The organism is Stenotrophomonas sp. PA-6-5C (genome assembly GCF_021605635.1).
Taxonomy (GTDB): domain Bacteria; phylum Pseudomonadota; class Gammaproteobacteria; order Xanthomonadales; family Xanthomonadaceae; genus Stenotrophomonas; species Stenotrophomonas lactitubi.
In genome coordinates this window covers 110834-124133 of sequence record NZ_WKEE01000008.1, presented here as the reverse complement: position 1 = coordinate 124133, position 13300 = coordinate 110834, and the positions used below count along the sequence as shown (strand labels likewise).

The window sequence follows — 13300 nt, the reverse complement described above, 5'->3', positions numbered from 1 at the left end:
GGAGGGAGGGAGCCCCCTCCCGCCTGTTGTCACGGCCAGTAGCCCATGCGCGTAGCGAGCTGCCCATTTGGATAGTAGGTACGCCAGTTACCGTCGCTGTACTCCGTGCGCTGGCCACCCGAAGGAGACGAGACGCGGAACACATCGGCCAGCACATCGAACGAGCTGGTCTCTCCGGTTGCTGCCAGGGCGATGCCTGCGATCTTCTTGTCCGCCCGCACGTCCACACCCCAGCGGGCGCTGGCTTCGTTGCCGCCCGGTGACCATGTGGGCGGCTGGGTTGCACCCTCAGCCACTTCGGACAACATCGGCCGCATGATCCAGAAATAGGGGTCTGCCTGCCCCATTCCCTGGATGCGCAGGCGCACCGCCATCGACACGGTTCCCGATGGCGCCTTGGCGATGCCGAACCCACGCGGGAAGGTCGAGATAGGCCCGCTGGTCAAGCCTGCAGGTTCCATGTTCGACGTGCCAACGCTGCCGATGATCTGCCCCAATCCGTTGAGAAACTCGGCATAGAACAGCACCCGGCAACGGTGCGAGTTGACCACCGCCGAGATGCAGTACGTTTTTCCCGCCTCTGCCGGCAAGGTATCCCCAGCGGTGGCAAAGGCGTTCGAACCATTTGCCCAAGTCCCTGGCCGCATCGCCGACAGCGCGCTGGTCATACCCTGCGGGATGTAGTTCGCATTGCCATCCACGTGATCGACGTGGGCTTGCCCCTTACCGGCGCACAGCACGCCACAGCCATGCTCCTGGCACCGATACAGGTCGCGCAGCAGGATCGTTTCCCGCAGCGCGCGCCATGCCCTGCTGTTCGTCGGGAGGGCTCGCTTGGCTTGGCGATTGCCCGCCAGGCCGGCCATCAGTACGGGTTCCCATCCAGGTCCACGCGCTCCGGCTCGGCGCCTTCCTCCTGCACCGGTGCGCCAACCTCTTCGCCCAGCAGCAGTGCCACTGCCTGGCCGATGGCGTCGAACTGCGCCTCGTACTGCATCAGGCAGCGCTTCCGACCATTGCTCACGTCGAACACCATCGATGGCTTTCCGTCCCGCACCCAGCTGCAGCGCTTGGTCAGCGCGGCATCGATGGGGACATAGGTGGCCACCGGAACCTTGATCAATGCCGGCGCGGGCGGGTTCGGCTTAGTGGGCGCGGCTTGGCATGAGGCCAGCAGCGCAGCTGTGACAACCACGATGACGCGCATGTCAGTACCCCTTCAATGCTGGGCAGGCGGAATCAAGCAGCTCAAGGGCCGCCCTGCAGGTGTCGGGCCGCTGCTCGTAGCGGCCGCGCCAGGTGGAAGCCTCCTTCTCGGACGCTTCGATCTTGCCGGCCAGGGCCTGCAACGCCGCCGCGCTCTCTGCCTTGAGAGCTTCCAGCTTCTCGGCCTCGGCCCTCAGTGCGGTGGCGACCTCGGCCAAGCGCTGGTCGCGGGTGTCCACGTCCGCCTGCAATCGGGCGGCGTCGGCTTTCCAGTCTGACCGGACCTTGATCACCTGGGCGCTCAGGTCGCGGATCTTCTGTTCTTTCTCCCAAGCGGTCAGCCCGGACACCGCACAGCCGAAGGCCAGAACCGCGCACACCACCTTGACCTTGCTGCCGGGCTTGCTCAGCCACTGCAGCGCGTCGGCAGCGGCACCGACGATCAGCGTCCACAGCGCGCGAAGGAATCGGATCAGTACGTTCATGGCTTGTCGCCTCCGATGGCGCCGGTGGCTTTCTCCACCAGGCCATGCGTTACCCGGTTGAATTCAGCCCAGGGCGTCTCCAGCCCCGTTAGGCCTCCACCGGAGTGATAGCGGTCTTCCCACCGCTTGTACCACCCGTACATGGTCTCGCCTGCCAGTCGAAGGCCGCCGCGCTGCGCGGGCTGCAGGCCCGCAATGTCCTGCGTCAACTCCGCTAGGATCTCGGGGAACTCGCGGCCGTCCTGCTCGTGGGCGGACTCCACCGCCCTGCGGCCCACGTCAGCCAAGCGGCGGCGGCCGGCGTACTGGACGACGATTTCTGCATAGGCAGCTACGTTTGCCGCTGACGGCGTCGTGCTGGCAAGCTCGGTGATGTAGGCGCCGTCACCCACCAATTCCAGCTTTCCGCGCGACTCGAACCACTCGCCTATGGTGACGGCGTCGAAGGGCCGTTGCTTCTCGGCCAGGGTGCGAATCGACTCGAAGATCAGACGATGGTCATGGCGGTAGAAGTCCTCGGCGGACAAGGTATCCGACACCAGCGGCCACGCCTCGGGAGATAGCATCAGCCCACCCAGAACGGCCTGCTCAGCCTCAACGCTATGCGGCGGCAGGTTGGGGTCAAAGCGCATCAGGCCTGCCCCCCTTTCCGGTTGTTGTGGTACGTGCCTTCGATGACCTTCAGCAGGTTCTCCTCGGACTTGATCAGCCAAGGCAGGGACACCTGGAAGCTGTTCACCTTCCCCATGAGGTAATCGCTATCGCGCATCCACTCGAACAGACCGCGCCACCATTCGACCGTCTGCCTTTCGGGATCAGCCTTCCAGCGCGCGCGCAGGTGCGTCTGCCGGCTATCGCTCCATCCTTGAACGACGGGACAGTTCGGGAGCTCCTTGTGGTATGCCGCAATGATTGCTTCATGGGGGCAGCCGACAGGAGTCTTGCTGCCGAGCAGATCCGCCTGCTCATCCACTGCGTTAGCAGCCCCTTCGTCACCGGCAGGTGACCCATGGGTTTCTTCTTGATGGTTATATGATGGATTGGGTGCAGCTGCTGCACCCCGTTCGGTCGCCAGCTGCACCCCGTTGTCGTCGTCAGCTTCACCCCGTCCCGGCTTGCGGGGTGCATTTCCCGCACCCCGCGCCATGATGAGGTCATAGACGACTGGGCGGCGGTCAGCCCGATCGATGTACACAGCGGCCAGTCCCTGACTGCCCTTCCTGGTTGCACCGGCATCTACCAGCTGTGCAAGCTTCAAGCGGACCGTCCGAACAGACAGGCCGGTGTCCTGGGCGAGGCTGTCAGCCGAAGGGAAAGCCCCCCTCCCGTCCTTGTCCGCATAGTTTGCGAGGCACAGCAGCACGTGCCTGGATACTGGGTCCGCGACGATTCGCTGTTCCATCGCCCACGCCATCGCCTGGACGCTCACGCCGATGCCCCCTGCACTTCTGGGAACGCTGCCAACATGAGTGTGGCGAAGGCGCCGAGGTGCTCGGCAGTGATCCAACGTTTGCTCGACATTTGTTGGATCCACTCCAGTGCCTGCTGCGGGCCGGAGCAGTAGAAATCGTAAGTCGGCTCGTCACCTGGCCGCGTGCGGTCGTAGATCTCAACGGCAATGCGGCCGTCGGGGAGGCGTTCCTGCAACCGGACTAAGGGCCTCGCGTGTCGATCTTGGATGTGGGCCAAGGCGTCTTGCATGACGTCGGCGTAGGCGCGCAGCCCCTGCCCATGCAGGTTTGCATCGGATTCATGGTGTGGCATAGTGGCCTCGTTCTGAACGAAGCCTCCGCGCATGTCTGCCCGACAGCGGGGGCTTCGTCGTATCTGGACGTTGGGATTTCGCGCCAGACACCCGAGCGGCCACTGCCGCGCTCAGAATGCACGCTTTCCTTCACTGCGCTAGGACCGTTCCATCGAGCCCAGCAAAATCGCTTTATTCGCCGCTGATGGGCTCGACTGGCGCAACAACGTTGCCTGCAGAATCAAACCTGTCCGGATACTTGGCGTGGAAGAACAGCGCCCATGGCCGGGGGATGCCCCGTCGGCGCCATTGGCTGATGGAAGGAGCTCGAACCGAGCAGAGGGCAGCGACTCGCTTCGTGCCCCCAAGGGAATCGATCAGCATCGACGCCTGCGCGGGGTCGTTGATCGCGGAAACGTGGGAAGTCGTGGTCATGGACGAGGAAATTAGCAGTTCCTAATTTACTTTACAACGGTCTCGTGCGTAACATTGCCTAATTCCATTCACAGAACCTAACCATGGACCTCTCATCCCGTCTGCGCACGGCTCTGGCTCGCTCAGGTATCTCTCAGCTCGAATTGGCCAAGACTGTTGGTGTTTCGGCCCCGAGCGTAAGTGGCTGGCTGAGCGGGAAGTCTCAATCCATACGCGGGGATGCCTTGGTGAAGGCCGCGCGCGTTCTTGGCGTACCAGCGATGTGGCTCGCTACCGGCGAAGGTTCCATCGATGACGCCCCCGACGGTCCGCCGCTCTCCGTCCGTGAGACGCCCCCCGGCTACCTTCGCCTTGAGCTACTGGATGGAGCAGCAGGCATGGGCGCAGGGGTCGTGAATGAAGAATTCCCGGAGGTCATCCGGAGCATGGAGTACGCGGAGTGGGATATCCGGCAGCGCCTTGGATTCCTGCCCCAGCCTGGGCGCCTCAAGCTGATCACTGGGCGAGGCCCCTCCATGGCGCCGGTCATCAACAATGGCGACGTTGTGATGGTCGACACTGCCGTGGACTACTTCGACGGCGATGCCATCTACGTAATCAACATCGGCGGCGAGACTCAGATCAAGGGACTGCAGCGAAGGGCCGATGGGGTCTATATCGTCAGCGCCAATGCACTGTTCCCGCCGTACCCTGCGCCGGACGATTTGTTCATCGCTGGCAAGGCGGTGGTCCAATACAGCGCGCGCCAAATCGCCTGAAGCCGATTCCTGAACTCGTTAAGAAAATTAGCGAAAGTAAATTAGGGATTGCTATTGCACAATCGATTAGCAATGCCTAATCTAGTCCTGTCGCCGCACATCGCGGCTGATGGGAGCCATAAAGATGCACGCTTCAAGGGAAATTTGGCGCAGTAAGCACCGCTTGGTGCGTCAGCTCAACAGCCTCCGCAAGCGCTACGAAAGCCGCTTGCAGGACAACGGCTTCAGCCTGTTCAACCTCGCGGATCACGCGACCCTCATGGCGGTTTTTGCTCGCCATGACCCGCTCCTCTTCTCAGTAGGGCACCGCCTCCGCTGCAAGCGCGAGGGGTTCGGGTATCTCCTGGGCAAGCCTTCGAGGCTGCCGGCATGACTTCCAACTGCCGCTGCAATAACGCCAGTTACGACCCTGAAACGCGGCCCGAGCCGTCTACGCTGATTCGCGTCGGATGGATTCTGGTGGCCTGCACCGCCGCAATCGTCGTGCCGCTACGTGTCCATGAAATCGTGGTTGCAAACCAGACGAGGACCATATTTTGCGCCGCCACATCGGGTGACGCATATCCCCCGACTTTTGCAGTTTCTCACAGCGCCCAGTACCAAGGAAACCTGAAAGATGAGTCAGAAAAGCCCTACACAGACGCGCGGCACTGATCACCCGCACGCCGGTTGCCGCGTGATCAAGCAATACGAAGAAGGCGAGATCCACATCGGAGACAGCATCCACCTTGTCGTTCTCGCAGCGCGCGACGGGAAGGCCAGAATCGGGATACGAGCGCCGCGCCACCTGGAAATCAGCGCCCCAAAACAGTGACGGTCCGAGCGCGCCAACGCCCGAACCGTCAGCCAAGCCGCCCCGTAATCGACCAAGATCAAGGAAGCCAACATGGCGAAGAACAGTGTACCCCCGAGCAGCCCAGCAGTGTCCCTCGACGCAGGCCAGGTGAACCTGATCAGGCAGCACCTCCGGAAGTTGACCGCCTACACCGACGTCCTGTGTGAGGGCGACCTGAGCGATGTGCAGCCGTCGTCAATCAACGTTATTGCCGACCACGCCGCACTTACGGTCCTGTACATCGGGGAAATTCTCGACACGGCTGCCTCTGCGGCGGGGGTGGCGCCGTGAGCAAGACATCTGCCAAGAGCCTAGACCCTGCAAGCCGCGAGGAACTGGCTACCCAGGCACTTCATGAGCTGTACGTCGGAGTGGCTGATATGCGAGACCTGTTGCAGTTCGTGATTGAGCACGGCCCACTCGGAAACGAGGACTTTCCGCGGGGCGTTGCAGCTGCCGTCAGCATGTCCCACGAACGCGCTGTGGCGCTGTGCAAGGTCGCGGAGGGGGTCCTGTGAACGAAATCGAGAACCCCATCGACCGGCTTCTCGCGCGAGGGCTCACCGGTCGCGATCTCGTCTCGTACATGCTCCCCGGCATCGTCTGGCTCGCGGAGCACCAGGACGAAACTTTCCGGCTCTGTTACCACGACGATGCTGGGCAGGTCGTAGTGGAAGCGGTGGCTGCTCCTGACCTGATTACCCGGGCGCGGGAACTGGGTTGGACCGTGGACGATCCCAATCCCGATCACCCCTACTGCATGTTCGGCGAAGCCATCTACCACTTCCGCCGCGGGGTCCACTGGTTTGCAACGGCCTGCGACGACACAACCGAGATGCTGCCCCTGGCATTGCCAGCGCGCGAGCTCGCGGCTGCGAAGAAAAGGGATGATCGCCTGTACAACGAGGCCGCGCGGGCTCGCCGCGCAAGGGCACACGACCGCCAAGTGAAGCGTCAAAAAGAGGTCGAGGAACGAAAGGCGGTCGGCGAGCTTAACGCCGCAGTGCAGATTGCGGCCGACGACTTCCAGGCCGAGGCGGTAAGGGCTGGCAAGCCCATCACCCCGGCAACCGCGCGACGCAAGGCCTGGAAGCACATACGCAAGTGCGACGACTGGACGTATCACCTGCTCCTCAAGCGCCTGCGGGCGATGCAATCACAGGAGGCTAAGGCATGACCACTATGGATCCCGTGAGTCGAGCAGCGACCCCGCTGCAGGCGCATACGTCAGTAGCATTCCCACCGCCGGCCGATGGCTTCGCCCACATCCTGGTGAGCGACAACCTCAATGCGCCGCGCTTTGAAAAGGGCGACGTGCTGCTCGCAGACCTGTCCCGCACTGAATGGCGCTACGACGGCATCTACGTCCTTGATCTGCACGGACAGCAGGTGGTGCGTTACGTGCAGGATCGAGGGTCAAAGGGGCTCTACGTCTACTACCTCGCTGCGATGGATCTAGGCCAGTTCATCCCCAAGAGCGAGCTGAGGGTGCTCGCAGCGATCAAGGCCGTGAACTGCACAAGGAGAGTGGCATGACCTCATCAGCAATCAACGCACAGGTGGCCGAGCTTTGCTCGGCAGCCGCCACGCTCCGCCAGCCAGGCGGGACGACCACCGACCGGATCAGTGCCGAGCTGCTCGAACGAGCGGCCCACACCATCGCGGTACTGCAGCGCGCGCCGCTGCCGGCCACCACCGTGACAGATCTTCTGCCGATCATGCAGGACGGCTGGACGTTGGAGGTCTACGGCATCTGGGCGATCCGGGCGGCGGAACGTGCGCACGGCATCGGTGGCGATATGGCGAACCCTCCACCGCCGAGCTGGGCTGAGGCGCCGGACGGCTACAACTTCCGGGCGATGTGCAGCGACGGACAATGGCTCTGGTTCAAAGACAAGCCTTACACCGAGACTTTCGGTCGCTACGACGGCTGGGACAGCGATGAGGGAATCCGCGAAGCACGCGGCCTGAACTTCTACGCGGGCTGGGAAACCACACTGGAAGCACGCCCGGGGGTTACCGATGTCTGAGACCGTAGCCAACAGCGCGCGCGACTACTCGCTGACCGCCCAACAGGCCGGTGAGCTGATGGCGATATGCAGCACGCCCTTGCCGGCACGGCTGACGGCGCTCCACGGAATGGTGGCGTGCCACGGTTGCGACGGCGTGGTGCAGCTGTTCGCCCAGTTCATCGGGCTTGCCAACAGCGTCGCGGCGAATGCGAAAGAACAAGCAGAGCAGCTGCTGGTGGAGTTGGGGGAAGTGCATCCTTACACCGCTGAGAAGATCAACATGCCTTGCGTGCTCGGTGCCCTACAAGGTGCCCGGCTGGTGCATGGGATTGATGCATCGAACGTGTGCCACGGATGCGCGTTCCGGCATGGCTCGATCGCTAACCAGTGCCTCCCCACGACTCTGGATGCGGATCGGTGCAGTGAGCCGGGAGAACACGCCTTTCTTTGCCACGAAGTGATCAGCCCGAGCGGGGAGGCCACGCAAGCCTGCAAGGGCTTCGCCCAGGCGCGACGGGCGGCAATGCAGGCGCTGAGAAGGGGGACGGGCACATGAAGCTCCGCGCCCACTTCACCGCAGCTCTCTGGAAGGTGACCGCACGCAATCTGCTCGGCTGGCCCACTGAGCGCCGGCACCGGCTGTCCGGCCGCTACCAGCACATCCGCTACAACGAAACCGGCCGATGGACAAAAGGCCGGCTACCGCAAGAAGGAGGCACACATGGCCGCTGACACGATCGATCCCATTCTGAAGATGCCCGCAGTGGTGAAGATCACCGCTCTGTCCGAGTCCTCTATCCGCCGAGGCATGCGAAACGGAACGTTCCCAGCCTGCAAGCGACTCGGCCCCCGTGCCATTGGCTGGCCGGAGTCGGTGATCAAGGCTTGGGTTGCCGGGACTGGCGCTGCTTCAGCTTCGCCAGGTGATCAGCCCAGCGGTTCATCATCTTGATGCGATCGGGCAGGAACTCGGCGTGGTTGTAGGCCGCGCTGGTCTTGTTGGTTTTGGCATGCGACAGCTGCATATCCACGACGGCAGAAGGATGGCCGTCCTCGTGCAACCAAGTCGATGCGGTCGCTCGGAAATCGTGGCCGGATATCTCATTCATCCCGAGGTACTTCAAGCCCATGTTCACCGCCTCGCGTGACATGGGCTTTTTCGCGTCCCGCCTGTTGGGGAACAGGTAAACACCGCCGCCGCTGATCGCTTGCAGCTCGCGGAGCAGTGCCACCGCGCGCGGCGCGAGCGGAACCCAATGCTTGCGGCGCTTCTTCATCTCGCCGGCATCGATCTTAAGCAGCGGTGTTTTGGCGTCCCAGTCAACGTTCGACCACTTCGCGGTGCGCAGCTCCTTGGTGCGCACGAAGGTCAGCGCCAGCAGCTCCACTGCGATGGCGGTTTCGCGGTGCCCTGTATAGCAGTCCAGGCTGGCGAGCAACTTGCCCATGGTTGAATCGGAGTGGGCAACCGCATGTGAAACGGGGGGCTTCTTGATCGCCCGCCGGACCGGATGGGTGGGATCGGAGTCGGCGCGAAGATTGATGATCGCGTGCTCGAACACTGCCGACAGGGTTTGGCGGGTCACGATGGCCACGTGCGGTCCGCCCTTCTCGGCCTTACGGAGCAACTTAAGCACATCGGCGGGTGTCACCTCCCGAATCGGCCATTTGCCAATGTCCGGCAGGATTCGTTGGTCCAGGTATCGCCTGGAGCGGTCCCGGTGCGATGCCGACCAGCCCTTCTCCGCGCTGGCAAACCACTCCTCAGCATTCTCTGCCAACGTGTTGAGCGCGCTTTCCTCGCTCCTGGCTTTGGCAATCTTCCGCTGCTGCACCGGGTCTTGCCCCAGCTTCACCTGGGACTTGGCCAGGCGCATGGCAGCGCGCGCGTCGGCCAAGCTCACATCCTGCAGGGTGCCGATGGCCAGAAGCTTCTGCTTAGAATCCAAGCGGTAAGCGTAGCGCCAGAGCTTCGATCCGTTGGGCCGGATTTCAAGGAAAAGGCCACCACCGTCGCTCAATCGATAGGGCTTCTCTGCCGGCTTGGCACCGCGAATCTTGAAGTCTGTAAGAGCCATCGAACGTCGTCCGTCCCTGTACGCATTGTGGGTCAGATGATACCAACATCCGTACCAACAATTTCATGCGCTCTTATGACCGCTTGTGATCCCTACTGAATCCGGAATTGAGCTGTCGAGCCTTAAAACAAGGCAATTTCATGACCCTGATGACAGCTCGTGATTACTTGTGATTGCTGCAACACCATTCAAACTGATGATGCGCATGCGGAAGAACCTACGGCGGGAAACCGGGCAAGCATACCGGTTGCCTGCCGGGCTGAGCAGCCCGCGGGGGCAGCTCTGGACACCCGCGTGAAGGGGCAGGACGAGCGCAGAAAGCCCAGCTGGATTAGGATTTGCGCTCCAAATGAAGATGAATCGAGTTTTGATGAGCGACCACCGTCACCGTTTCCTGCAGCTGGCCCTGACCGCCGATGCCCTGCGCTTCGGCCAGTTCACCCTCAAGTCCGGCCGGCTGAGCCCCTATTTCTTCAACGCCGGCCGTTTCGACTCCGGCTCCCTGCTGTCGCAGCTGGGCGCGTGCTATTCCGACGCCATCGACGCCACCGGGATCAAGTACGACGTGGTGTTCGGCCCGGCCTACAAGGGCATTCCGCTGGCCACCGCAATGGCCTGCGAGCTGGCCCAGCGTGGCCGCGACCTGCCGCTGTCGTTCAACCGCAAGGAAGTGAAGGACCATGGTGAAGGCGGCCAGTTGATCGGCGCCGACATGACCGGCAAGCGCGTGCTGATCGTCGACGACGTGATCACCGCCGGCACCGCCATCCGCGAGGCGCTGGCGATCATCCGCGCTGCGGGCGGCATTCCGGCCGGCATCGTGGTGGCCCTGGACCGCCAGGAGATCGCATCGGACACCGACCATCGCTCGGCCGCGCAGGCCGTGGCTGAAGAGGCCGGCATCCCGGTGATCGCGGTGGCAACGTTGGCCGACCTGCTTGATTTCGCGTCCGGAAATCCGGAACTTGTAGGCTACCGGCAGCCGCTGGAGGCCTATCGCGCCCAGTACGGCGTCCGTTCCACGCGCTGACCATCAGGGGGAAGGCCGCATGTTCCGAGTTCCTGCCATCGTTGCTGTCAGCCTGCTGCTGGCGATGCCGCAGACGCTGCTGGCACAGTCCGGCGGCAAGGCTGCAGACAAGAAGCTGTACTGCTGGAACGAGGGCAAGGAGCGGATCTGCAGCGATGCGCTGCCGGCCGATGCGGTCAACCACGCCCGCGATGAGTTCAGCGCCAACAGCGGCCTGCGCAATGCGCAGGTGCAGCGCGCGTTGAGCGATGAGGAACGCGCTGCCGCCAGCACGGCGGCGGCGCAGGTCCAGCTGGACCAGATGGCCGAGCAGACCCGCCAGCGCACCGAACAGGCGATGCTGACCACCTACGGTGATGAGAACGCGCTGCGGCGCGTGTTCGCCGAGCGCCAGGAGGTGCTCGACAACAACCTCAAGACCGCCCAGTACAACGTGGCCAGCCTGCGCGATTCGCTGGTGGCCCTGCTTGCTGCCGCCGGTGACCGCGAACTGGCAGGCGGCAAGGTGGCCGACAAGCAGGCCCAGGCGATCGCCCAGCGCCATGCGCAGTTGAAGTCGCAGCAGCGGCTGCTGGCCAGCTTCGAACAGCAGCAGCAGGCATTGAAGGTCGAGATCGAAAGCAGCCTGCAGCGCTATCGGCAGCTGAAGGGATTGGCACCGGCGAGCCAAGCCCCCTGATTGCCGGTAGAGCCGAGCCCACGCTCGGCTCCGCTTGACCTCGGGAAAGAGCCGCCGAGCGTAGGCTCGGCTCTACAGCAGGCGGGGCTGGTTACGGGTTGGCCCACGGAATTTATGCACTCTTTACGCGTCGGCCCGGTCCGGCGCGTAGTGCGTTTATGGGGGTGGGGACGACGATGACGGCCTGAGGTGGAGGGGTTCCACCAGGTCTCAATTCCATGTCCCCCTGGCTGTCGTTGCTGTGTGGCGTGCTGGTGCTGGTTGCCGCCGCCTATCTTCTTTATGTCGTGCTGCGGCCCGAGTCGTTCTGAGCGGAGCCTGCCATGACTGAAATTCTTGCCATTCTTGCCGCCAGCCTGCTGCTGGCCTGGCCCCTGGGCCTCTATCTTGCCCGGGTGATGCGCGGCACGCCGATGAAGGTCGACGTGCTGTTCCACTGGATCGAAAAGCCGCTGTACAAGGTGCTCGGCGTCGATCCTTCACGTTCAATGTCCTGGCGGGGCTACGTGCTGGCGTTCGTGCTCAGCAACGTGGTGATCGCGGTGCTGACCCAGGCCGTGTTCATGACCCAGGCGTGGTTGCCGTTGAATCCGGACCAGATCCCGAACATGCGCTGGGACACGGCGCTGCACACGATGATCTCGTTCCTGACCAACACCAACCAGCAGCACTACTCCGGCCAGGCACAGCTGTCCTACTTCTCGCAGATGACCGGCATCACCGGCCTGCAGGTAGTGACGCCGATGATGGGTCTGGCGCTGGCCGTGGCGACGCTGCGTGCGTTGTTCTCGCGTGCTCCGAAATCGGTCACCGCGCCTGTCGCGGGCGATGACCGCCAGGTGGCGGTGGGCAATTACTACGCGGACGTCGTGCGCCTGTGCGTGCGCTTCCTGTTGCCGTTGTGCCTGGTATGGACGCTGCTGCTGACCAGCCAGGGCGTGCCCTCCACGATGGCCGGTGGCCCGCAGGCCACACCGATCGACGCCAGTGCCGGCATGGCGCAGCAGAAGCTGCCGCTGGGCCCGGTTGCGGCGATGGTCGCGGCCAAGCAACTGGGCGCCAATGGTGGCGGCTGGTATGGCCCGAACAGCAGCTTCCCGCTGGAGAACCCGACCCCGGTGTCGAACATGCTGGAAGTGATCGGCATCCTGCTGGTGCCGATGGCGGTGATCTTCATGATCGGTGCGTTCACCGGGCGTCGTCGTTTCGGCGCGCTGGTGTTCAGCTGCATGCTCGGCATGTCGCTGCTGTCCACCGGCGCGATGGTGTGGAGCGAGGGCCATAGCGCCAGCGCGGCCACGCCGCTGCTGATGGAAGGCAAGGAAGTGCGCTTCGGCGCCGATGGCACCGCGCTGTGGGCGGCGGTGACCACCCAGGTCTCCAACGGTTCGGTCAACGGCATGCACGATTCGCTGAGCCCGCTGTCTGGCGGCCTGGCAATGGTCAACATGCTGGTCAGTGCGATCTGGGGCGGCATCGGCTGTGGCCTGCAGCAGTTCATCGTGTACCTGCTGCTGGGTGTGTTCCTGGCCGGGCTGATGACCGGCCGTACGCCGGAGCTGTTCGGTCGCAAGCTGGAAACGCCACAGGTGCGCCTGCTGGCCCTGCTGGTGCTGCTGCAGCCGATCACGCTGCTGCTGTTCACCGCGATCACGCTGGCCGTGCCGGGTCTGGCGGGTACCTCCAATCCAGGCTTCCACGGCATCAGCCAGGTGTTCTACGAGTATGTCTCGGCCTACGCCAACAACGGTTCGGGCTTCGAGGGCCTGGGGGACGCCACGCCGTGGTGGAACCTGAGCTGCTCGCTGGTGCTGCTGCTGGGCCGCTTCCCGCTGCTGATCATCCCGCTGGTGGTGGCCGCGCAGCTGGCCGCCAAGCGGCAAGCCCCTGAATCGGCCGGCAGCCTGCAGATCGAAACCCCGACCTTCGCCCTGACCCTGGTCTCGGTGATCGTCATCCTGACCGTGCTGCAGTTCATGCCGGCGCTGGTACTCGGCCCGATCGCCGACCACCTGAGCCTGGGACTGCACTGAGGACA

20 protein-coding genes are annotated in these 13300 nt (G+C 63.5%); 13 read left to right on the top strand and 7 right to left on the bottom strand.

Annotated features, from left to right (window positions below; genetic code table 11):
• Window positions 1-29: 29 nt before the first annotated feature.
• From GIW57_RS05405 to GIW57_RS05380, 6 genes are read right to left on the bottom strand one after another with little or no spacing between them, the layout of a single operon-like run.
• Window positions 30-866: a hypothetical protein gene (locus GIW57_RS05405; RefSeq protein ID WP_236509377.1), complete on the bottom strand. Its 837-nt coding sequence runs from the start codon at window positions 864-866 to the stop codon at window positions 30-32.
• Window positions 866-1207, bottom strand: a complete 342-nt coding sequence (locus GIW57_RS05400) for a hypothetical protein (protein WP_236509376.1) — start codon at window positions 1205-1207, stop codon at window positions 866-868. The genes GIW57_RS05405 and GIW57_RS05400 overlap by 1 nt, the downstream gene beginning before the upstream one ends.
• Window position 1208: 1 nt before the next feature.
• A complete protein-coding gene (locus tag GIW57_RS05395) occupies window positions 1209-1691 on the bottom strand; it encodes a hypothetical protein (protein ID WP_236509375.1) in 483 nt (160 codons plus the stop codon).
• On the bottom strand, window positions 1688-2323 hold the full coding sequence (locus tag GIW57_RS05390; RefSeq protein WP_236509374.1) for a DnaB-like helicase N-terminal domain-containing protein: 636 nt from the start codon (window positions 2321-2323) through the stop codon (window positions 1688-1690). The genes GIW57_RS05395 and GIW57_RS05390 overlap by 4 nt, the downstream gene beginning before the upstream one ends.
• Window positions 2323-3120 (bottom strand): helix-turn-helix domain-containing protein, encoded by a 798-nt coding sequence (locus tag GIW57_RS05385; RefSeq protein WP_236509373.1) that lies wholly within the window; start codon window positions 3118-3120, stop codon window positions 2323-2325. Before GIW57_RS05385 ends, GIW57_RS05390 begins: the two co-directional genes overlap by 1 nt.
• Window positions 3117-3455: a hypothetical protein gene (locus tag GIW57_RS05380; RefSeq protein ID WP_236509372.1), complete on the bottom strand. Its 339-nt coding sequence runs from the start codon at window positions 3453-3455 to the stop codon at window positions 3117-3119. The genes GIW57_RS05385 and GIW57_RS05380 overlap by 4 nt, the downstream gene beginning before the upstream one ends.
• A 498-nt stretch (window positions 3456-3953) precedes the next feature.
• Between GIW57_RS05380 and GIW57_RS05375 the strand changes: the two genes are divergently transcribed.
• From GIW57_RS05375 to GIW57_RS05335, 9 genes are all read left to right on the top strand, one after another.
• Complete coding sequence (locus GIW57_RS05375) at window positions 3954-4628, top strand: helix-turn-helix transcriptional regulator (protein WP_236509371.1); 675 nt, start codon at window positions 3954-3956, stop codon at window positions 4626-4628.
• Between the two features lie 166 nt (window positions 4629-4794).
• Complete coding sequence (locus GIW57_RS05370) at window positions 4795-5001, top strand: hypothetical protein (protein WP_236509370.1); 207 nt, start codon at window positions 4795-4797, stop codon at window positions 4999-5001.
• 243 nt (window positions 5002-5244) lie between these two features.
• Window positions 5245-5442, top strand: coding sequence for a carbon storage regulator (locus GIW57_RS05365; RefSeq protein ID WP_236509369.1), 198 nt, complete (start codon window positions 5245-5247; stop codon window positions 5440-5442).
• Window positions 5443-5514: 72 nt separating this feature from the next.
• Window positions 5515-5754 (top strand): hypothetical protein, encoded by a 240-nt coding sequence (locus GIW57_RS05360; RefSeq protein ID WP_236509368.1) that lies wholly within the window; start codon window positions 5515-5517, stop codon window positions 5752-5754.
• Window positions 5755-5977: 223 nt separating this feature from the next.
• Window positions 5978-6640 (top strand): hypothetical protein, encoded by a 663-nt coding sequence (locus tag GIW57_RS05355; protein ID WP_236509367.1) that lies wholly within the window; start codon window positions 5978-5980, stop codon window positions 6638-6640.
• Window positions 6637-6999 carry a hypothetical protein gene (locus GIW57_RS05350; protein ID WP_236509366.1) on the top strand — a complete coding sequence of 121 codons (363 nt, stop codon included), beginning with the start codon at window positions 6637-6639 and terminating at the stop codon, window positions 6997-6999. Before GIW57_RS05355 ends, GIW57_RS05350 begins: the two co-directional genes overlap by 4 nt.
• Window positions 6996-7493 (top strand): hypothetical protein, encoded by a 498-nt coding sequence (locus GIW57_RS05345; protein ID WP_236509365.1) that lies wholly within the window; start codon window positions 6996-6998, stop codon window positions 7491-7493. Before GIW57_RS05350 ends, GIW57_RS05345 begins: the two co-directional genes overlap by 4 nt.
• The gene (locus GIW57_RS05340) at window positions 7486-8031 is read left to right on the top strand and encodes a hypothetical protein (protein ID WP_236509364.1); all 546 of its coding nucleotides are present in this window, start codon (window positions 7486-7488) and stop codon (window positions 8029-8031) included. Before GIW57_RS05345 ends, GIW57_RS05340 begins: the two co-directional genes overlap by 8 nt.
• Window positions 8028-8207, top strand: coding sequence for a hypothetical protein (locus GIW57_RS05335; RefSeq protein ID WP_236509363.1), 180 nt, complete (start codon window positions 8028-8030; stop codon window positions 8205-8207). Before GIW57_RS05340 ends, GIW57_RS05335 begins: the two co-directional genes overlap by 4 nt.
• A gap of 146 nt (window positions 8208-8353) precedes the next feature.
• Here GIW57_RS05335 and GIW57_RS05330 read toward each other — a convergent pair whose 3' ends face one another.
• The gene (locus tag GIW57_RS05330) at window positions 8354-9553 is read right to left on the bottom strand and encodes an integrase arm-type DNA-binding domain-containing protein (RefSeq protein WP_236509362.1); all 1200 of its coding nucleotides are present in this window, start codon (window positions 9551-9553) and stop codon (window positions 8354-8356) included.
• A gap of 370 nt (window positions 9554-9923) precedes the next feature.
• Between GIW57_RS05330 and pyrE the strand changes: the two genes are divergently transcribed.
• The 4 genes from pyrE to kdpA all read left to right on the top strand — a co-directional run bounded on the left by pyrE (window position 9924) and on the right by kdpA (window position 13295).
• Window positions 9924-10583 (top strand): orotate phosphoribosyltransferase, encoded by a 660-nt coding sequence (gene pyrE, locus GIW57_RS05325; protein ID WP_089241329.1) that lies wholly within the window; start codon window positions 9924-9926, stop codon window positions 10581-10583.
• A 19-nt stretch (window positions 10584-10602) separates the two neighbouring features.
• Window positions 10603-11262, top strand: coding sequence for a hypothetical protein (locus GIW57_RS05320; RefSeq protein WP_100461952.1), 660 nt, complete (start codon window positions 10603-10605; stop codon window positions 11260-11262).
• 218 nt (window positions 11263-11480) lie between these two features.
• Entirely contained in the window at window positions 11481-11573 is a 93-nt protein-coding gene (locus GIW57_RS05315; protein ID WP_005407770.1) for a potassium-transporting ATPase subunit F, read from the top strand.
• A gap of 12 nt (window positions 11574-11585) precedes the next feature.
• Entirely contained in the window at window positions 11586-13295 is a 1710-nt protein-coding gene (gene kdpA / locus GIW57_RS05310) for a potassium-transporting ATPase subunit KdpA (RefSeq protein ID WP_089241333.1), read from the top strand.
• Window positions 13296-13300 lie beyond the last annotated feature (5 nt).